Source organism: Dyadobacter sp. CY351, from assembly GCF_021502625.1.
Lineage (GTDB): Bacteria > Bacteroidota > Bacteroidia > Cytophagales > Spirosomataceae > Dyadobacter > Dyadobacter chenhuakuii.
The window spans coordinates 460,556-479,833 of sequence record NZ_JAKFFU010000004.1 but is presented as its reverse complement, the minus strand read 5'-3'; the positions used below and the strand labels follow the sequence as shown (position 1 = coordinate 479,833).

The window sequence follows — 19,278 nt, the reverse complement described above, 5'->3', positions numbered from 1 at the left end:
ACCCAATAATGACAGGTTGGGTAGCAATAAGATGATGCCTGAGTAATGTCAGACGATTATTTTGACGCTAGTTTCTGAGCAATTACGTTTTCAAGATATTCACGGACCGAGTCAATTTTGATCTGCGAAACGACGTCAGCGCAAAAAGCAAACATTAACAACGCCATTGCTTCTGGTCTGGAAATGCCGCGTGAACGCATGTAAAATAATGCTTCCTCATCAATCTGCCCGGTTGTGGTTCCGTGTGAACATTTCACGTCGTCAGCAAAAATTTCAAGCTGCGGCTTCGTGTTCATCGTGGCTTCTGTTGAAAGCACAATGTTCTTACAGGATTGAAAAGCATTGGTCTTTTGTGCATCTTCACGAACAAATATTTTTCCGTTGAAAACACCTTTTGACTTATCCCTCAAAATCCCTTTGTACAATTCATTGCTTTCAGAATTGGGCTTGCGGTGATCTGCAACTGTATGGTTATCAACGTGCTGCGTCCCGTCCGGAAAATAAAGACCGTACATATGCGCATCGCAACGCTCCCCATCCAGGATTATGTTCAGGTTGTTACGGGTAAAACGCCCGTTGAGCGTAACCGTTCCCGCGTAAAAGTGCGAGCGGTCAAGCATCCGAACCTGCGTTGTGCCGATATGATAAGCATTATCGCTTTCGTTCTGAACTTTATAATATTCAACATTCGCGTCCTCTGCAACGTAGATTTCTGTAACTGCATTTGTAAAAGAGCGCTGCGTTCCCAAAGTCCGGAACGCTTCGGCAAGCTTCACTTGTGCATTGCGACCAACAGAAATAATGTTCCTCGGCTGGCTACCCACATGTTCGGTTCTCGCATCACTCAGGAAGCGCAGGATTACCGGGTGTTCAACTACTTTATTATCAGCAATGTGAATGAAAATGCCGTCCTGCGCAAAAGCCGTGTTCAGCGCAGTAAAAGCATCGTCCTGGTCTTTTACCAACTCATTAAAGTAAGAATTGACCAAAGCAGGATTGCTTTTATAAGCTTCCGAAAGTGAGCTGATCATGATCTGATCCTGCGATGAAATGATGCGGGACAGCTCGGCGTTATAATGTCCGTTTACAAAATAGATAATGTTCGCATCCTGTGCCGGAATCTTCAAATCTTCCAGATCAGCCAGTTCAAGCGAGCTGCCTGCATTAAAATTATAAGAAACGCTGATCAGATCCTTTACATTGGAATATTTCCACTCTTCGTTTCTGGTTGTCGGGAAACCCAACTTATCGAATTCAGCCAGTGCTGCTCGTTTTTTCTGGTGAAAAGCCGATGAAGCCTCCCCATTCATTACGGACTCGCGGGCATGAAAATCCGCGACCAGCCTGGTTTTTAAATCTATTGTTTCGGTACTCATTGATGTATCAGTTGTTACTTTAAATGTTAAGAGTGCTCAGGTATAATCCCTAATGTATTCTTAACCAACGGCTTCTACTTCCGCTTTAATCCAGTCGTAACCTTTTTCTTCCAATTCCAGCGCCAGCTCCTTAGGACCGGATTTCACAATCCTGCCTCTGTAAAGCACGTGTACATAATCAGGAACAATGTAGTCCAGAAGACGCTGATAGTGCGTAACCACAATGGTTGCACGCTCAGGAGAACGCAATGAATTAACTCCTTCTGAAACAATGCGCAATGCATCAATGTCCAAACCAGAATCGGTTTCGTCGAGGATAGCGAGTTTTGGTTCAAGCACGGCCATTTGGAAGATTTCGTTGCGTTTTTTCTCACCACCCGAAAATCCTTCATTCAAAGCACGTTTCAGTAACGAATCGTTCATGCTTACCAATTTCGCCTTTTCACGCACCATTTTAAGGAATTGTGCAGCGTCCAGCGGGCTTTCACCTCTATATTTACGGATTTCGTTTACAGCAGTTTTCAGGAAATTGATGGTGGTAACACCAGGAATTTCAACTGGATATTGGAATGCAAGAAAAATACCTTCTGCAGCTCTGTGCTCAGGCGCCATTTCAAGGATATCTTTTCCGTCAAAAACTACCGAACCGCCAGTAACTTCATATTCATCTCTTCCAGCCAGAACAGATGCTAAAGTGCTTTTACCAGACCCATTAGGCCCCATAATCGCATGCACTTCACCTGGCTTAACTTCCAGGTTGATGCCTTTTAATATTTCCTTACCTTCAATTGAGGCACGCAAGTCATTAATAGAGAGCATAACTTATTTATACTTAAAATACAGTTCGTGGTAAATTTACCGCAAAAGTAACACGCTTTGGGCGTAAAAGAAAATAGCGGTAATTGGGTGCAGTTATATCCTGCATATAATGTACAACCTTTCTAAAGACCGCCTTGTTCCCCGGATTTGCATATTTCTAATGTTAAAACCCTGCCTGTAAGCACATACGCTGTAAGCAGGTTTTTAATTGGAAAAGAAACATTTACTTTGCGAACAACACACGTCACTAAATCATTTATGCATACAGAAATCATCGCCGGCACGGCCATCAACGTGGCTTCCGAAACCGGCACATTAAAACGCCTCCTGATCCACAGCCCCGACCGCGGCCTCGGCAAAGTGGTGCCCAGCAAAGCGCAGGACTGGCTTTTTGAAGATATTGTCCACCTGGACACCATGCGGCGGGGCGAATATGACTACTATGTAAAACTGCTGCTCTACTTCCTCGACCCGGAAAAAATCAAGGGCAGGCTGGCCGACATTGACAGTGACCCTACCCGCTCCTTTTTTATCCCCGGTTCCGAAAAATACTTCAATTCCGACTGTGTGGTTGACATTCAAAAACTGCTGGGGGAAATTCTGGAAAATGGTGAAGTTCGAGTCAAACTTACAGCGGCGATTTGTGGCATTGAACGTTGTTCCTACCATACGCAGGAAGAACTCAATCAATATGATCCGCACGAGCTAGCCAAAATCTTCATTTCCGGCTCCTACTCCGATAAACGAATGCTTTTTGCCCCACTGCCCAACCTCATCTTCATGCGGGACATAGGCATTGTGATCAATGATCATATTTTGCTGAACAAACCAGCTAAAAATGCAAGGACAAGGGAATCGATACTGGCGCAGTTTGTTTTCTTTTATCACCCGATGTTTGCCGACATTAGAAGCCGCATCATTGAAATACCCGAAAACGAACGTCACTTTTTGCTGCCGGATGATGAGAAAGCGAGCGATTACCACCGCTGCACGCTCGAAGGCGGCGATGTAATGATGGTGGCGCCTAACCATTTGGTGATCGGTTCCAGTGAACGGACTTCGCTTTATGCCGCGCAACAGGTAATGAAATTGTTGTTCGAAAAGGAAGTTGTCACGAAAATAACCATTGTCAAAATCCCTAAAAAAAGGGACTACATGCACATTGACACGATTTTTACGCAAGTCAAAAAAAATGTCTGGGTGCTTCTTGGTTCGTTGGCGCGCCTGGGAGACGAGGCTAAGAAGCAGGATGTGCTTCATTTTTTTGGCCCGCAGGATACAAATAAGGAATTCAGGATTTTGCAATTTGTAAAAGGCGAGGAACACAATCCGACTGAAATAGAAAACCTGGAAGATCTGCTTGCATCAATCAGCGTCAATGATCTGGGTGTCACGGAACCTGTCAGATTCATTTATTCGGGCGATAACGAATTCCCTTACGGCGAGCGAGAGCAATGGACGGATTCCTGCAATCTGTTAGCATTAAAAGACGGCGTTGTTGTGGGTTACGACAGAAATGATAAAACACTGGATGCATTCCGGAAGCACGGTTATCAGGTGATCAGTGCTAAGGATTTGATACAAAAACTGGAAGACGATGAGCTGTCGGTGGAAACCTTGACAGATACTTTCATCACGCTTCCATCCGCTGAACTTTCACGTGCACGGGGCGGCTCGCATTGCATGAGTATGCCCATTTTGCGCAGCGCGACCCGGTAAATTTATATTGTAATCGCGGCGTTTCGGTTGTAAATTGCAGTAGACATTCATTCCCAACACTCCTATGCGCGTAATCACTTCATCCGCCCAGATCCAGCCTCAATCGACCTCCCGGATCATGATGATCAGGCCGGTTCAATTTGGTTTTAATGCAGAAACTGCGGAAAGTAACGAGTTTCAGCAAAAAGCATTTGCGCAAAACACACACGAAACCGCCGGCGACCTGGCAAAGGAAGAATTTGACCTGATGATCGATCAGCTTAAAAAAGCGGGCATCGATCTCCATATTTTTGATGATAATGAGGACATTCTGAGGCCAGACGCTGTTTTTTCCAACAACTGGGTTTCTTTTCACCAGAGCGGAAAAGTGGTCCTGTACCCAATGATGGCCGAAAACCGCCGCGCGGAACGCAGACTGGACATTATCGAGCGATTAAGGGAAGATTTTAAAATTGAAGAAATCGTAGACCTTTCTTATTTCGAAGAGCAGGGAAAATTTCTCGAAGGGACTGGCAGCATGGTGCTGGACCGCCGTTATAAAATTGCTTATGCCTGCCTGTCGCCTCGCACGCATCCGGAGGTTTTGGAGGCCTTTGCGGATGCACTGGGATACGAAATTGTTGCATTTTCGGCTTCGGATGAAAATGACAAACCTGTGTATCACACCAATGTGATCATGTGCGTAGGTGATGTGTTTGCGGTGGTTTGCCTGGAAGCCATCAAAAATCCGGACGAGAGGCAGATGGTACGGGCTGCGCTTGAAGAAACAAAAAAATACATCATCGAAATATCATTTGACCAGGTGCGGCATTTTGCAGGGAACATGCTGATGGTGCGCAATACGAAGCAAGACAAGTTTTTGATCATGTCCACGCAAGCCTACGATTCGCTTACCAGCCACCAGCGGCAGGCATTGAGCGATTATGCACGTATTTTACATACCGATCTTGGTGTAATTGAGGGCAACGGCGGAGGTTCGGCGCGATGTATGATGACGGAAATCCATCTTCCCAGAAAATGAATTCACTATAAAACAAAAATGCTCCTCAACGGGAGCATTTTTGTAATTCGTAACCCTCATAAAAACAATTAATCCCTAATATCGGCTTTCGCTTTTGCGATTTTTTCTTTTGTTTCTGCTTTAAATGCATCCCATTTGTCAGCAGTTTCGTTCTGAGCATCTTTCCAGGAAGCTTGCAAATCCTCTTTTTCTTCGTTTAGTTCTTTCTTGCGGTCTCTCCACTTCGCTTTTTCCTTGTCAGTGGCTTTTTCCATTTTAGCGTCCGCGTCTTCTATCTTCTTGTCTAATTTCGCAACAGCCTCATCTATATCTGCTTTCAACGATTCTTTATCCTCTTTCACTTTCGCCTCGAAATCATTGCCTGCTTCTTTGATATCCGATTTTGCTTCAGCTACATTATCATCCATATCTTCTTTTGCCTCTTCAACGGTCTCGTTAGCAGAGTCTTTTGTTTTTTCGGAACAGCTGGTTAGGCTCAGCATGCCCATGGTCATCATTGCAGCAACCATTAAGGTGATCTTTTTCATAATTGGGTGTTTTAAATTATTTGAAAAAAGAATGATCGTCCATTCCAAAAATTACATATCAAAAATCTTACCAGACCACTATACGCGATTGAGCCTATGGGTTGTAGAATTTTATGCTCACAGTCCTAACCGTTTGGCAAGAACCTTGTGTTTCTTCAAAAGGTTAAGGTTGGTATAACGCTTGCTAGTATTCCTTTTAATAATCAGATTTGTATTTTATTGATAGCCTTTCAACTCAACATGCGCCAATTTTATATTCCCAGCCTTTTATTTTCGACTCTTATTTTTACTAATCCGGGAAAGTCCGTTGCGCAAAGCGATTCGCTGAACGCACGGCAGCTGGAAGAAGTGACCGTCAATGCATTTGAATCCAAAACCAATCCGTTAACGACCACCGCAACTGTGGGGATGATCACATCCCGGTCGCTGGAAAGATTCTCGACTTATACGTGGGCAAATGCTGTAAACACGGTTCCCGGTGTCAAAATGGAAGAACGCTCACCAGGAAGTTATCGCTTTTCGGTTCGCGGGAGCCTGATCCGGTCGCCATTTGGGGTGCGTAATGTGAAATTTTATTGGAACGGAATCCCTTTCACGGATGCGAGCGGGAATACGCCGCTTAACTCGCTGGATTATGGTGCTGTACAGAATATGGAGATCATTAAAGGACCCGGAAGCAGCATTTACGGGGCCGGGACCGGCGGCGTAGTGTTGTTGCAAAGTCAGACAGACAATGATTTCACCAACCGCATAGAGCAAAGCGTAAGTTTTGGTAAATACGGTTTTCAAAGCAGAAATTCAACCATTCAGGTGGGCGACATTTCAGTACAATATGGTCATAGCGAGCAGGATGGATATCGTAACCACAGCAATATGGTGAGGGATGCGCTCCGTTTTACTTCTTCTTCACGATTAGGCGAACGCAGCACATTATCGATCCTCGGAATGTTTTCCGACCTGAAATATGAAACCCCGGGCGGCATTAATCTTGCACAATACCAGAGTAACCCGAAACTGGCCAGACAATCTACCCCGACGGTGCCGGGGAGCGAGGCGCAGCAGGCTGCTATTTATACGAAGCTTGCCTTAATCGGCGGAAACTATACATTACAGCTTTCCGACAGCTGGACACAATCCAATGCATTGTATCTGACGTTCACAGACTTCGCTAATCCATTTATTTCAAATTATGAAAAACGCGATGAGAATGGAATCGGCGGAAGGAATATCTGGCAAAACCGCTCGCAGATCGGCAATGTAAAAACGAGCTGGACCTCAGGATTTGAATGGCAATATGGGAAATCCGCACAGCGCAATTACGACAACATTGGCGGCAGACCGGACAAGCAGCAAACAGTGGAGGACATCAGGACAACCAGCCTTTCTGTTTTCAGCCAGCTGGAAGCGGTGCTCTTTACCGACCTTACATTAAGCGCCGGCGCGAGTTACAACACATTTAAATACAAATACGAAAGGTTTTTCGCCCTTCCATACAGCAAGGAGGAACGTAAGTTTGACGGCATTTTCGTCCCAAGATTTGCGGCAAACAAGGTGATAGCCAAAAACTGGGCGGTTGTGGCATCGTATAGCGGTGGTTATTCGCCACCTACATTGCAGGAAGTGCGCCCATCGGCAGGTGGCTTCCGCCGGGATCTGGAGGCTGAGAAAGGAATGAACACCGAATTTGGGATCAGGAAAACCGGAAAAGTGATCACCGGGGAAATCAGTCTGTATCATTTCGGATTACGTGAAACCATTGTTCGCAGGACCAATGAAGCGGGCGCTGAATTCTTTATCAATGCAGGAAAAACCCGTCAGAAGGGAGTGGAATGGACTGTCGCTTATGACATCCTATCCGACCCTAAACTGCCGGTAATGCTTAAATTATGGAATACCGGCACGGCAACAAAATACACATTTGAAGATTTCCAGCAGGCTGATGTGGATCTGACAGGCAAGAGAATCCCGGGAATTCCAAAATTCTCACAAACATCCGGTCTGGATGCCCTTTTCAGATATGGCTTTGCCGCATTTGTAACTTATCAGCACGGAAGTTCGTTTTACCTGAACGATGCCAACACGGTTGAAAACACACCTTACAATCAATGGATTGCGCGCGTAAGCTGGAAGAAAAGCTGGGGTCAACATTTTTACAGCGAGCTCTCAGCCTCCGCAGAAAAAGTGAATGCTGGCATTTACAGCCTCGGTTATGACCTGAATGCATTTGGCAATCGCTATTATAACAGTGCGCCAAAAGACAATTTATGGGCTGGTGTGAAGATCGGCTGGGAGTGGCAGAAAAATTCCAAATAATGCATTTATACCTTCATATTCCTTTTTGCAGACAAGCTTGCCATTACTGTGACTTCCATTTCAGCACCAACACCGCTAACAAACGGGCTGTGGTGGAAGCCATAGCAAATGAAATCATTCTTAGAAAAGATTATCTGCCCAAAGCAGACATTGAAACCATTTACTTCGGCGGAGGAACGCCTTCGATGCTGGACGAGGCGGAGCTGCATTTGTTGCTCGACACAATCAATCAGCATTTTACGGTTTCTTCCCATGCTGAGATAACATTAGAAGCCAATCCGGACGATTTGCAGCGGGAGAAGTTGCAGCAATTTTACAATGCGGGAATAAACAGGCTAAGCATTGGCATACAATCTTTCCATGAGCCCCATCTTCAATTCCTGAACAGGATACATTCTGCTAATGAAGGTGAAATATGCGTCAGAACTGCGCAGGAAATTGGCATTACGAACATTTCCATCGATCTGATCTATGCAATTCCCTCACCGGATCACAGCATTCTGATGCAGGATATGCAAAAAGCATTTGCGATGGACATTGCCCATATTTCAGCTTATTGCCTTACTATCGAGCCGCAGACTGCATTTGGAAGCTGGCTTAAAAAGAAGAAAATCAAGCCCATAGACGAAGAATATGCAGCGCAGCAATTTGAACTTCTTGTTAAAACCCTGGCAGAAAACAGATATGAGCAGTACGAGATCTCGAATTTTGCCCGGAACGGACATTATAGCATGCATAACAGCTCCTATTGGAAGCAAAGGCCGTATTTAGGCGTTGGCCCGAGTGCGCATTCCTATAATGGTGCAAGCCGTGAGTATAATGTTTCAAATAACGCGCGCTATGTTGAGGCCATTCAAAAACAGATCATTCCCATAACGTTGGAAACGTTATCGCCGGCAGATCAGACGAATGAATATTTGCTTACAGGCCTGCGAACGAAGTGGGGCGTAAATAAGGAAAAATTGGAGTTGTTATCGGGCAGCACTTTCGCATCGATCCATACAGCCGATTTGCAACAGATGACGAAGAAAAACTGGATCAGGGAAGATGCAGACAACTGGTATCTGACGGATTCGGGGAAGCTTTTTGCGGACCGGATTGCCAGCGATCTTTTTATTGAGTAGAATGGGTAATGAGTTACCGGGCGCTCATTGCGTATGGCCCGATAACTCAAAAACGCGTCTTTTGCTTACGAAAGCAATTCTGCGTTCAATGTAATTTCTGCATTCAGCAACTGTGAAATGGGGCATTCTTTTTTCGCTTTATCAGCAATTTGCGCAAACTCATCTGCGGAAACGCTCGGTACTTTCGCCTTCAATTCGATTGCGCTTTTTGTAACCTGTCCTTTCGCCGGATCCAATGTTACAGTTGCAGTGGCATTTAGCTCATCGGCTGTAAAACCTGCTGCATTAAGCTCAAAGCTAAGTTTCATGGCAAAACAGCTCGCATGAGCAGCTGCGATCAACTCCTCAGGATTCGTTCCTTTACCCTCAGCAAAACGGGTGTTGAATGAATATTGCGTGTTTTCCAATACAGTGCTTTGTGTACTTACGGTTCCGGTTCCTTCTTTTCCAGTTCCTTTCCAAACGGCTGTTGCTTTACGGTTGATCATCTTGAATGTGTTTTAAAGTTTAAAATTAAAATCCCTTGTTGCAGGATCGTTTCATCGAAAAGTAACAAGCATCGGCGATTTACGCAAATTATTAAATTTATATCCTGTGCAATAAATGGGCACTTTTGCCTGTTCCAGACTATGCGCATTCCCGGCCGGAGGCTACTGTTTTAGTTAAGGAATGTTAATGGCGAATCGGGCATTAAACTTTATTATTGCGCAGCAATCTAAAAACCAAATTACAAACCATAATTCAACTTAATCTATTCAATCATGAAAAAGATAATAATGTCTCTCCTGCTGATTGTAGCTGTTCTGTTTCAAAGCTGCGAAGGTCCGGAAGGCCCACAAGGACCTCCGGGGCCGGATGTGGAAGCACTCGGAAAAACATTTGACCTTACAGATGTGGATTTTGTAGCCGCAGAAGATTATCAGTTTGGCCTCACTTTCGCAGCCGCAAAACTGGGCTTTGAGGTGCTGGAATCAGACGCAGTATTGGTGTACATCAACTGGGGAAGTGAAAATGTGAACGGCCAGCCACTCACAGCATACAGACCATTGCCACAGACCGCATTCCTGGACCAAGGTATCCTTACTTACAACTTTGACCGCACTGTGCAGGATTTTTCCATTTTCCTGGACGGAACCGCTAACCTTGCCACAGTGCCCGCCACGTATACAAGAGATCAGGAATTCCGGGTGATTATCATTCCAGCCGATTTTGTGCAACGCAGAAATGCCGCAGTGGATTTCAATGACTACAATGCTGTTGTGAAAGCATTTAACATTGATGATTCAAAAGTTCGGAAGATCTCAGCGAAATAGGCACAGTATTTTAGTTGTGTAGGCATTCTGGATATTTTTTTATAAAATCCGGTAATTTTTTACCGGATTTACTTTTACTAAGTATGAAAAGCGTTTTAAACACACTCGGGTTACTGCTGATTACAGTTTCGCTGGCAACTGCGCAGGATTTCAAGAAGGAGACTAACAAGTTCAGAAAGAAGTATAAAGACGAATTTCTGAGTTCGGCAAACTCTCCCCTCAAAGAAGCAGATCTACCGTTTTTACAGTTTTACGAACCAGATTCGTCGTATAGGGTTATCGCAAAATTCGAAAAGAGCCGTGGGCAATCTTTCGAAATGCCTACTTACAGCGGAGTTAATAAAACGTACGTAAAATATGGAAAGGTGAAATTTCGGATTAACGGCAGAAAGCAGACATTAACTGTTTACAGAAGCCTGAGCTTACAGCAGCTCGCAAAATACAAAGACTATCTTTTCATACCATTTAAAGACAAAACAAATGGCGACGAATCCTATGGCGGCGGTCGCTATCTCGATCTTAAAACCACAGACATAAAAGACGGCCAACTGGTGCTGGATTTTAATAAGGCATACAATCCCTATTGCGCGTACAGTGACGGCTACAACTGCCCGATCCCGCCCGCGCCTAATCATTTGCCGATTGCGATCACGGCCGGAGAAAAGAAGTTCGGAAAAGACCATCAGCAAGCGCAATTGAAATAGCATAAAAAAAATCCCGATCTGTTCAGACCGGGATTTTTTGTTTTTATTCCAATGGTTATGCTTTCAAAAATTCTTTCTGCTTCATAATCCGCTCGAAAACTTTAATGTCGTGCTCAGAAGTAAAAATGCTGAAAGGAAGATATACAAACTGTCCTTTTGAAATCACCAGCACGTAGGCTTCCTTATCCTTATAAGCGTCCATGATCTGCTCCCATTTCATAACACTTCCCTCCTTGTGGTTTAACTTCATCAGTATCTGACGATTATCAATCTCGTAGGAGAATTTTTCGAACATGGGTTTGTATTGCGCAAGCTGCGTAATGCCTGTAAACTGCACCAGCCAGAAAAGCACGTAAAGAAGTGCCCCTACAAACACGGTAATGTAGATCCACAAGTTAGGATACACGCCGGTAAGGTTCAAAATGGCGTTGATCAGGATAAGCGCGAGTGGTATTAATCCCCATTTCAGCTGCGTTTTGAAAAAATGACGCATGGCAAGGGCAATGTATTTCTTCGTTGGTAAAGCGTATCTTTTTGTACGGACCGCCGCAGGGTTCGTCGGCATTTGATACACAGGTTGGTGTTTATTCACCGAAACTTTGGCCATAATTCAGTTTAAATTAACAATTTCTTGGATTCCCGGCATGTCGCGATGCTGTCGGAAAATGAAGTGCAAAGTTAGAAAAAAAGGAGTCGACATATCAGAATGCCGTTGAAATAAAAAACTGTTATGAGATTTTAGTGTAATTTGTCTTTCTTAACTGCGTTGAACATGAAACACGAAAATATTCATAACTAAATGGGTTTCCTTTTTCCATCATTTTTGTGGGGTCTTCTGGCTGTTTCGGTTCCAATTGCGATTCATATTTTCAATTTCCGTCGTACAAAAAAGGTCTATTTTACCAACGTTGCATTTTTAAAGGCAGTAGATACAAAAACGCGTTCGGTAAGACAGGTGAAGCATTGGCTGGTGCTTGCGGCGCGGATTTTGGCAATCATATGCCTTGCGCTGGCATTTGCCCAGCCGTTTCTGCCTGCTCAAAACAATGTTTCGGTAGACCGCAAAGGCATTACCAGCCTCTATCTCGACAACTCGCTAAGCATGGAAAGCGAGCTTAATAACAAACGCTATCTGGACATTGCCACCGCGCGTTTGAGCGAGTTACTGGGGCTTTTCAGGAACGCGACTTCTCTCCAACTGGTTACCAACGATTTTTCAGCCCAGGAGCAGGGCTTATACGCGTCCGAAAAATTACGCGACAGGCTGACAACCATCGGGTTATCCAATACACCACGCACATTTGAGCAGGTCTACAAGCGCCAGGAAAACCTAATGTCCCGGCATCAGCAGGCGGGCAAAAATCAGCTTTTCTGGTTTTCTGACTTTCAAAAAAGCACTTCCGGAAATCTTTCAGGATTGAAAGCCGATACGACAAATCAGCTGTTCCTGGTGCCCGTTCAGGCTGCGGCGGAGAAGAATGTTTTTGTGGATTCTGCCTGGCTTAACACGCCTTTTATCCGCGAGTTGCAGAACAACATTCTCTTCGTTAAGGTCAGCAATTCCGGATCAGAAGCGGCCCGCAATGTTGTTTTGAAGCTGAGTCTGGATAATATGCAGGCTTCTACGGCGTCCGTAAATGTTCCTGCCAACGGCAGCGCAACCGCCAAATTCAATTTTAACCTAAAAGGAAAAGGCTATAAAAAAGGGCAGATCACATTTGACGATTTCCCGGTTACATTTGATAACAACTATTATTTCGTGCTCAATGCTTCGCCGTTGATCCGAGTTTTGCACATTTACGGGCAGAAGTCTGCTGGTAACTACATCGAAAACGTCTACGCCAACGACAGCCTCTTTTCTTTGCAGAGTTACAGCGCCAGTAACGTTGATCCGGGATTGATAAAAAACACAGATCTTGTTGTTTTAGAAGGCGTTACCTCATTATCCGGTTCCCTACCCCAGGATTTGCAGGAGCTCATCCGAAATGGCGGAAGTGTTACAATAATCCCTCCCGCCGCACCTAATACTGAAAATTACAGCGGCTTTTTGTCGCGGATCGGCATTAATGGTTTGTCCGGCACCCAGAATGCGCAACCTGCACCGGTTGCACTTGCAGCGCCCGATCGTAACAATCCGTTTTTCAGCGATGTTTTTGAAGAATCCGTCCGGCAGGAACTGAACCTTAATCTGCCCTCCGCATCGCCTGTGTGGAGCTGGGCCAATGCAGGGCAAATGGTGCTGGCATTGCGCAACGGACAGACGTATCTGAACCAGGTTACTTCCGGTACGGGCAAGGCTTACCTCTTTGCTGCACCCTTAAATCCGGAATACGGCAACATTGCGCAGCACGCCATTTTTGTGCCTATCATGTATAAAATCGCAGCATCAAGCGTCCGCGCACAGCGTACATCTTTCAAGTTTGATGAGAATCCGATAACATTAAATGTTGAGAAAGCGCAGCCAAATACGGTTTATAAATTGAGAAGAAACCAGAAAGAAGTCATTCCTGTGCAGCGGATCGCAGGAAATCAGCTTTTACTTGAAATCCCCCAGGGCGATCAGCTTGGAGAGGGATTGGATGCGGGATATTTTGAATTAGTAAAAGACAACAAAGTAGAACAGATCATCGCATTGAACCACAACAATGCAGAGTCAAAACTGCAATACTATTCTCCCGATGAGCTCAGAACAATTTTCGCCGGACAAAAAAACGTCCAGATTTTCGACCGCATCGACGACGACGCATTCTCCACAGCCTTCCAGCAACAAAACATGGGAACCAACCTCTGGAAATATTTCCTATACGGAGCCCTTTTCTTCCTCTTAGTAGAGGTAGCCTTGATCCGGTTTTTGAAATGATTGCTTAAACCAAAGCATAATTCTTGTCAAAAGATTTCGGTTGAGTTTTATGTTATCGGTTTTTACACCAATTTTGTGTGACACTACCGGAACATTAAATGCTTTCATCGCGAATAGGAATTCTTGGCGGCGGCCAACTAGGACTTATGCTTTTACAAGCCGCTGTGGACTGGAATCTGGACATTCACGTCCTCGATCCCGACGCAGAGGCCCCATGCAAACAAATTGCCCCTCACTTTCAGCAAGGCTCGTTACAGGATTATGACACGGTTTATAATTTCGGCAAAGACCTGGATGTCATTACAATAGAAATTGAAAAGGTCAATGTCCAGGCTTTGGAAGCTCTGGAAAAGGAAGGCAAGAAAATCTTCCCGCAACCCTCTGTTATCCGACAAATCCAGGATAAACGGGTCCAAAAGCAGTTTTACAAAGATCATAACCTCCCAACTGCCGATTTTATATTGACAGAAAACCGGGAGGATGTTTATAAAAATGCATCCTTTTTACCCGCATTTCATAAGCTGGGAAAAGATGGTTACGATGGCCGCGGGGTGCAGCGGCTTACTTCCGAAGCAGACATTGAAAAGGCTTTCGAACAGCCCGGACTTTTGGAAAAGGCAGTGCCCTTTGAGAAGGAACTGGCCGTAATCGTGGCGCGGAATGTACAAGGAGAAATCACAACATTCCCGACCGTGGAAATGGTTTTTCATCCGGAACTAAACCTGGTTGAATATCTTTTTGCACCAGCAGAAATTGAAAAATCCATAGACGAAAAAGCGCAGGAAATTGCCAGAAAAACGGCAGAAGCTTTCCAGATCGTTGGGCTGCTTGCTGTGGAGCTTTTTATGACTGCCGACGGCGAGATCCTGATCAATGAAGTGGCGCCAAGGCCGCATAACAGTGGCCACCACACCATCCGCGCCAATGCGACTTCACAATACGAGCAGCACTGGCGGGCCATTCTGGACTTACCGCTGGGCAGCACGCAAGCCTATGGGCCATCCGCAATGGTCAACTTGCTGGGTGAAGAAGGCTACGAAGGTCCGGCTATTTATGAAGGAATGGAGAAATTGTTGGCTACTGAACAGGTATTCCCGTTCCTTTACTGGAAGGCCATTACAAAATCATTTAGAAAAATGGGCCATATTACCATTATGGATGCCGATATCGCGTCTTTAAAGAGAAAGGTTGATTTTGTTAAAAAAAATATCAGAGTAATTAGTAAGTAATCTTTCGTTTAGTAATGGTTGGAATCATAATGGGAAGCTTATCAGACCGGAAAATCATGCAGCAGGCAGCTGATGCACTTTCCGAGCTTGGGATCGCTTTCGAAATGGAGATCGTCTCGGCACACCGTACGCCCGAACGCATGCTGGAATACGCGTCATCGGCCAGAAGTCGCGGGTTACAAGTTATTATCGCTGGTGCAGGCGGCGCGGCGCACTTGCCGGGCATGGTTGCCTCACTCACTTCACTGCCTGTTATCGGCGTCCCGGTTTTGTCCAGCAATTCGATAGATGGCTGGGATTCAGTGCTTTCCATCTTACAAATGCCTTCGGGTGTGCCGGTGGCAACGGTGGCACTTGATGGGGCGAGAAACGCTGGAATTCTGGCGGCTCAAATCATCGGAGCGAGCGATCCGGAGGTCGGAAAAAGGCTTGATGCATTCAAGGAAGGCCTAAAAGAAAAAGTCGCGGTCATGAATGAGGAATTGAGAAATCACCTTGGAAGTTAGAAGGTCTTTAGTATTTTCGTAAAATTAATTAGCACCACAAAAAACCTCGATTACCGGCTATGGAAGACGAATTCCCTAAGAAAAGAAATGTCCGTCCGACCGAAAAGTCCAACCTTCCTATTGTTACCCTGTTTGTGTTGGTTCTTTTGGTATTAGCAATGTTGTACGTGGGGTATGAATACATTTCCGACAGTTCCTCCAATTCCGAAGAGCTTACTTCGGTCGTTGTGGACTCAACGCTTGAAGAACCCAGTGTAGGCGAGCCGATAACCGACGAGCCCGCCGAAGCATTAGAAACACCGGCCTCGGAAAAGCCGTCGGCAGCGAAAGACCAACCGAAAGAGACTCCAAAAGAAACGACGCCTGCGATTTCGGCGTCCTCAGTTGGTGGAGAGCAAATTACGCATACAGTGAAAGGCGGTGAAACTTTTTCAAGCATTGCATCTCGCTATAATTTGAAAACGGAAACATTAAAGGGACTGAATGCTTCCACTCCCGAGTTGAAGTCGGACGTTACCAAGCTCAAAATTCAAGTTCAGGCCGTGCATACTGTGGGTCCGGGCGATGTTTTAAGGGTGGTAGCAGGCAAATATGGCGTTACCAAAGAAGCAATCATGAAAGCGAATGGTAGAACCAGAGATTTCTCCGAAAGAGGTGAAAAACTCATCATTCCTTTTCCGTCCAGAAAATAGATTCTGAAAATGAAGACATATAAAAGCGCCCGGGACGACTCTTCGTTCCGGGCGCTTTTTTGGCATTGATATTTGATTTAAGCACTTTCCAGCTCAAAAACCACCTCTTGCTCCTCTTCCACCACCAGGCATATCACCGCTTTCAAAATCTCTGCGGCGGTTGTTTTGCGGAGCCGGCGCTTTTCCGAAGTTTCTCAGCGTGTAAGTGAAAGTCAGCATTGCATATTGGGTCAAAACGCGATTGGTAACATCCTGCACGTAGGTTTCCGTCACGTTCCGGGTAATGCTGTTGTTTTGTTTCAAGATGTCAAAAACCGTTAGTTTCAGTTCGCCGGCATTGTTTTTCAGGAATTTCTTCCCAATGCTGGCATTCCACAATGTGAAGTTTCGGTTATAACCTTCTCCCAAACCCCGGTACGACTGGTTGCTCACATCACTTTGCACAACAAACCCTTTTCCAAAAATCCAGTTCACACGTCCGGTAATGCCCTGCGTATAATAATTATTGTTCAAATTCGGCTGGATCGTATTGCGGACCATATTGTAGTTTCCTGAATAAGAAACTGTGAAATCGAGGTTCTCACTGACATTGCTGCTGACAACCAAACCCTGCGAAACCGCGTAGGTGTTGGAGTAATTGGAAATGTTGTTGATCAAGCCAGGGGAACGCACATAGTTGAAGCCGGTAGTCAGGTTTACATTCAGTTTTAATGGCGCAATTGGCTTTCCATAAGCGAGAAAAGTTCGTGCATTCCAGCTTCCGTCCACATTCACAGGCTTTGTAAATTTCGCTCCGCGTTCCAGAATAATTCCGTCGACGATTTTGGTTGGCTCCTGCGCAATCAATGTTGAGTTTACAATTGCGTTATTGGTTTGGGTTACAAAAACCATTGCATTCAGGTTGTACGGACGCTCTGCGCCGGCCAGCGAATAGCGAATATTAAAACTGTTGCGATATTCCTGTTTCAGATCCGGGTTTCCAGCGGTTAAGGCGAGCGGGTTACTATTATCGATCACATTCTGCAACTGGGAAATCGATGGCTGGTTTGTTGAACTTCTGAAAAATGTACGGAACTGCGTGCCGGTTTTCGATCTGTAACTCAACATGAAATTGGGCAGCAGATTGGTAAATGACTGATCCACTTTGGCATTAACAGGCGCCAATTGCTGACTGTACAAGCCGGTATTTTGGAAATCCAGCCCAAAGTTCGCTGACCAGCTGTTTTTGCGATAACGATAGCCGATTCCTGCCCGGTTGGTCACGTAACGATTGTCAAATGTATTGGAAAGCAGCGAATCAAGATCCGAATAAGTGTTTTCATCGAAACTCATGTTGTAAGTTTCTTTTTTCGAATCGCTGTTGCTCACCGTCAGACCGTAGTTAAACTGTAACTGGCTGTTTTTCCCGATAGGCTCGGTGTAGATCAGGTTTCCGCCTAATGTCAGGCCGTTGGAATAGGTATAACTTTCCTGATCCAGTGTATCCCCTCTTGCCGCCAGGCCCAGACTGTCGAAAAACATGGTTTTGGAATACAGATTACCGAGTCCGTTGCGATCATTCAGCTGCGTGTTCAGATTCACAGAAAGAGTCCGGCCCTTCTTTTCAAATGAATGGCGAAACAAAACGTCATTATTGAAGTTGTACGCATTGGTTGCATTACGCTGGCTGTTATCCAGGCTGTTGATCCGCAGGCCGTTCAGCGTGTTGAGTCCGGCCTTTGTGCTAGCGGAATTGTTGTCCTGAAAGCTCAATCGCGGTGTAACGATCAGCGAGTTGTTCTTATTAATGTTGTATTCAATTCTAAAATTAAGTCTATGGTTTGCGTTGGTGTTGTTCGTACGGCTGTTTTCATTGTAAATCTGATCCGTAGAATCCGTATCACCAGGCAAAATGAAGCGTTGCTGCATGCTCTGCAAATTGCTGTTACCCGTGCGGTTGAAAAAATAGCTTCCGGTAACATCCACTTTTTTCCCAAACTTGTTGGCATAGTTCAATCCGAAAGAATTTGTTCCGGTAATCCCGCTTTGGTTACCAACCAGGAAATTACCCGCAGAGCCGCCTCCCGAACCGCCTCTTCCCCCGCCCCCTCCACCGGAAACACCGATCAGATCCTGGCTTGAAAAGTTTTGCATATTAATGTTATTGCTCAGCCCAATCACCGATATACGCTGATCGCCTTTGAAAAAACTCACATTTCCGCCCGCCTGATAACGGTTATCGAGCCCATACCCAGCGAAAACCTTACCAAACTGGCCCATTTTGCGATCGGCTTTGGTGACGATGTTGATGGTTTTTTGGCCGTTACCATCGTCGAATCCTGTGAATTGCGCCTGATCGCTCAGTTTGTCGAAAACTTCGATCTTATCGACGATCTCGGCAGGAAGCGATTTCAATGTTAGTGCAGCATCTTCCCCAAAAAATGGCTTACCATCCACCAAAACCCTGTTAACTGTCTCACCATTAGCCGTTACCGTTCCGTTAGCTACCGTTATTCCGGGCATTTTCTGGATGAGGTCTTCGGAAGTTGCGTCAGGGTTTGTTTTATAGGCAGCAGCATTGAACTGGGTCGTGTCGCCTTTTTGCTGCACCGCAGTAACTTGCCCTACGACCTTGATTTCCTTCAAATTGGCAACGGCTTCGCTTAACTGAAATGTGCCGACATCCTGCGTATCATCCTGCACTGTGACTGTGCGGGAAGCATCTTTATAACTCAGATAGGAAACCTTCACAAGGTAAACAGCTTGCTTGGCGAGACCACTGAATGAAAACTTACCGTCTATATCAGTTGTTACATACTCAGGTTTCGCATCGGGCAGGTTCCTGCTTACTGCAACATATGCGCCCACAACCGGCTCGTTGGTAACACTGTCTTTCACCACGCCGGTGATCCGGCCGGTTGGGTCTTGTGCAAATGCTGAGAGGGAAAATAATATCAGCAGCGAGAGTAGGGATGCGAATTTTTTCATGGTTTCTGTAAAGGTTAATTGCATTTTAGAGCCTCCTTTTTGATTATAGTTTAATCAGACTCAGCAATAAACCCCTACAATCGATAAAACCACCACACTTATAGATCA

16 protein-coding genes are annotated in these 19,278 nt (G+C 45.3%); 10 read left to right on the top strand and 6 right to left on the bottom strand.

Annotated elements, in window-relative coordinates; translation table 11 throughout:
* Positions 1-56 precede the first annotated feature (56 nt).
* Positions 57-1,376 (bottom strand): Fe-S cluster assembly protein SufD, encoded by a 1,320-nt coding sequence (gene sufD, locus L0660_RS11175; protein ID WP_235159536.1) that lies wholly within the window; start codon positions 1,374-1,376, stop codon positions 57-59.
* A 60-nt stretch (positions 1,377-1,436) separates the two neighbouring features.
* Complete coding sequence (sufC, locus tag L0660_RS11170) at positions 1,437-2,195, bottom strand: Fe-S cluster assembly ATPase SufC (protein ID WP_235159535.1); 759 nt, start codon at positions 2,193-2,195, stop codon at positions 1,437-1,439.
* A 258-nt stretch (positions 2,196-2,453) separates the two neighbouring features.
* Here sufC and L0660_RS11165 point away from each other — a divergent pair, with 258 nt between their 5' ends.
* Entirely contained in the window at positions 2,454-3,914 is a 1,461-nt protein-coding gene (locus tag L0660_RS11165; RefSeq protein ID WP_235159534.1) for an arginine deiminase family protein, read from the top strand.
* Between the two features lie 64 nt (positions 3,915-3,978).
* Entirely contained in the window at positions 3,979-4,935 is a 957-nt protein-coding gene (gene ctlX / locus L0660_RS11160) for a citrulline utilization hydrolase CtlX (RefSeq protein WP_235159533.1), read from the top strand.
* A gap of 68 nt (positions 4,936-5,003) precedes the next feature.
* On the opposite strand, the gene L0660_RS11155 is transcribed toward ctlX, so the two are convergent.
* Entirely contained in the window at positions 5,004-5,462 is a 459-nt protein-coding gene (locus tag L0660_RS11155) for a hypothetical protein (RefSeq protein WP_235159532.1), read from the bottom strand.
* A gap of 240 nt (positions 5,463-5,702) precedes the next feature.
* On the opposite strand from L0660_RS11155, the gene L0660_RS11150 reads away from it, so the two are divergent.
* Positions 5,703-7,775, top strand: a complete 2,073-nt coding sequence (locus L0660_RS11150) for a TonB-dependent receptor (RefSeq protein ID WP_235159531.1) — start codon at positions 5,703-5,705, stop codon at positions 7,773-7,775.
* Positions 7,775-8,899, top strand: coding sequence for a radical SAM family heme chaperone HemW (gene hemW / locus L0660_RS11145; protein WP_235159530.1), 1,125 nt, complete (start codon positions 7,775-7,777; stop codon positions 8,897-8,899). The genes L0660_RS11150 and hemW overlap by 1 nt, the downstream gene beginning before the upstream one ends.
* A 65-nt stretch (positions 8,900-8,964) precedes the next feature.
* Here hemW and L0660_RS11140 read toward each other — a convergent pair whose 3' ends face one another.
* A complete protein-coding gene (locus L0660_RS11140) occupies positions 8,965-9,387 on the bottom strand; it encodes an OsmC family protein (RefSeq protein ID WP_233796923.1) in 423 nt (140 codons plus the stop codon).
* A 273-nt stretch (positions 9,388-9,660) separates the two neighbouring features.
* On the opposite strand from L0660_RS11140, the gene L0660_RS11135 reads away from it, so the two are divergent.
* Both L0660_RS11135 and L0660_RS11130 read left to right on the top strand, forming a co-directional pair.
* A complete protein-coding gene (locus L0660_RS11135; RefSeq protein WP_235159529.1) occupies positions 9,661-10,212 on the top strand; it encodes a hypothetical protein in 552 nt (183 codons plus the stop codon).
* 83 nt (positions 10,213-10,295) lie between these two features.
* Positions 10,296-10,916: a DUF1684 domain-containing protein gene (locus L0660_RS11130; protein ID WP_233796925.1), complete on the top strand. Its 621-nt coding sequence runs from the start codon at positions 10,296-10,298 to the stop codon at positions 10,914-10,916.
* Positions 10,917-10,971: 55 nt separating this feature from the next.
* On the opposite strand, the gene L0660_RS11125 is transcribed toward L0660_RS11130, so the two are convergent.
* Positions 10,972-11,481, bottom strand: coding sequence for a YcxB family protein (locus L0660_RS11125; RefSeq protein ID WP_235159528.1), 510 nt, complete (start codon positions 11,479-11,481; stop codon positions 10,972-10,974).
* 234 nt (positions 11,482-11,715) lie between these two features.
* On the opposite strand from L0660_RS11125, the gene L0660_RS11120 reads away from it, so the two are divergent.
* The 4 genes from L0660_RS11120 to L0660_RS11105 all read left to right on the top strand — a co-directional run bounded on the left by L0660_RS11120 (position 11,716) and on the right by L0660_RS11105 (position 16,203).
* Positions 11,716-13,776: a BatA domain-containing protein gene (locus L0660_RS11120; protein ID WP_235159527.1), complete on the top strand. Its 2,061-nt coding sequence runs from the start codon at positions 11,716-11,718 to the stop codon at positions 13,774-13,776.
* A 98-nt stretch (positions 13,777-13,874) separates the two neighbouring features.
* Positions 13,875-15,005, top strand: coding sequence for a 5-(carboxyamino)imidazole ribonucleotide synthase (locus L0660_RS11115; RefSeq protein WP_255703523.1), 1,131 nt, complete (start codon positions 13,875-13,877; stop codon positions 15,003-15,005).
* A gap of 14 nt (positions 15,006-15,019) precedes the next feature.
* On the top strand, positions 15,020-15,511 hold the full coding sequence (gene purE / locus L0660_RS11110) for a 5-(carboxyamino)imidazole ribonucleotide mutase (protein ID WP_026631626.1): 492 nt from the start codon (positions 15,020-15,022) through the stop codon (positions 15,509-15,511).
* 59 nt (positions 15,512-15,570) lie between these two features.
* Positions 15,571-16,203 (top strand): LysM domain-containing protein, encoded by a 633-nt coding sequence (locus L0660_RS11105; protein WP_233796931.1) that lies wholly within the window; start codon positions 15,571-15,573, stop codon positions 16,201-16,203.
* Between the two features lie 93 nt (positions 16,204-16,296).
* Here the strand turns inward: L0660_RS11105 and L0660_RS11100 are convergent, their stop codons facing one another.
* A complete protein-coding gene (locus L0660_RS11100) occupies positions 16,297-19,170 on the bottom strand; it encodes a TonB-dependent receptor domain-containing protein (RefSeq protein WP_235159525.1) in 2,874 nt (957 codons plus the stop codon).
* Positions 19,171-19,278 lie beyond the last annotated feature (108 nt).

Bases quoted from the DNA above. Each gene is read 5' to 3' on its own strand.
- sufD (WP_235159536.1), bottom strand. From the start codon at position 1,376: ATGAGTACCGAAACAATAGATTTAAAAACCAGGCTGGTCGCGGATTTT.
- sufC (WP_235159535.1), bottom strand. From the start codon at position 2,195: ATGCTCTCTATTAATGACTTGCGTGCCTCAATTGAAGGTAAGGAAATA.
- L0660_RS11165 (WP_235159534.1), top strand. From the start codon at position 2,454: ATGCATACAGAAATCATCGCCGGCACGGCCATCAACGTGGCTTCCGAA.
- ctlX (WP_235159533.1), top strand. From the start codon at position 3,979: ATGCGCGTAATCACTTCATCCGCCCAGATCCAGCCTCAATCGACCTCC.
- L0660_RS11155 (WP_235159532.1), bottom strand. From the start codon at position 5,462: ATGAAAAAGATCACCTTAATGGTTGCTGCAATGATGACCATGGGCATG.
- L0660_RS11150 (WP_235159531.1), top strand. From the start codon at position 5,703: ATGCGCCAATTTTATATTCCCAGCCTTTTATTTTCGACTCTTATTTTT.
- hemW (WP_235159530.1), top strand. From the start codon at position 7,775: ATGCATTTATACCTTCATATTCCTTTTTGCAGACAAGCTTGCCATTAC.
- L0660_RS11140 (WP_233796923.1), bottom strand. From the start codon at position 9,387: ATGATCAACCGTAAAGCAACAGCCGTTTGGAAAGGAACTGGAAAAGAA.
- L0660_RS11135 (WP_235159529.1), top strand. From the start codon at position 9,661: ATGAAAAAGATAATAATGTCTCTCCTGCTGATTGTAGCTGTTCTGTTT.
- L0660_RS11130 (WP_233796925.1), top strand. From the start codon at position 10,296: ATGAAAAGCGTTTTAAACACACTCGGGTTACTGCTGATTACAGTTTCG.
- L0660_RS11125 (WP_235159528.1), bottom strand. From the start codon at position 11,481: ATGCCGACGAACCCTGCGGCGGTCCGTACAAAAAGATACGCTTTACCA.
- L0660_RS11120 (WP_235159527.1), top strand. From the start codon at position 11,716: ATGGGTTTCCTTTTTCCATCATTTTTGTGGGGTCTTCTGGCTGTTTCG.
- L0660_RS11115 (WP_255703523.1), top strand. From the start codon at position 13,875: ATGCTTTCATCGCGAATAGGAATTCTTGGCGGCGGCCAACTAGGACTT.
- purE (WP_026631626.1), top strand. From the start codon at position 15,020: ATGGTTGGAATCATAATGGGAAGCTTATCAGACCGGAAAATCATGCAG.
- L0660_RS11105 (WP_233796931.1), top strand. From the start codon at position 15,571: ATGGAAGACGAATTCCCTAAGAAAAGAAATGTCCGTCCGACCGAAAAG.
- L0660_RS11100 (WP_235159525.1), bottom strand. From the start codon at position 19,170: ATGAAAAAATTCGCATCCCTACTCTCGCTGCTGATATTATTTTCCCTC.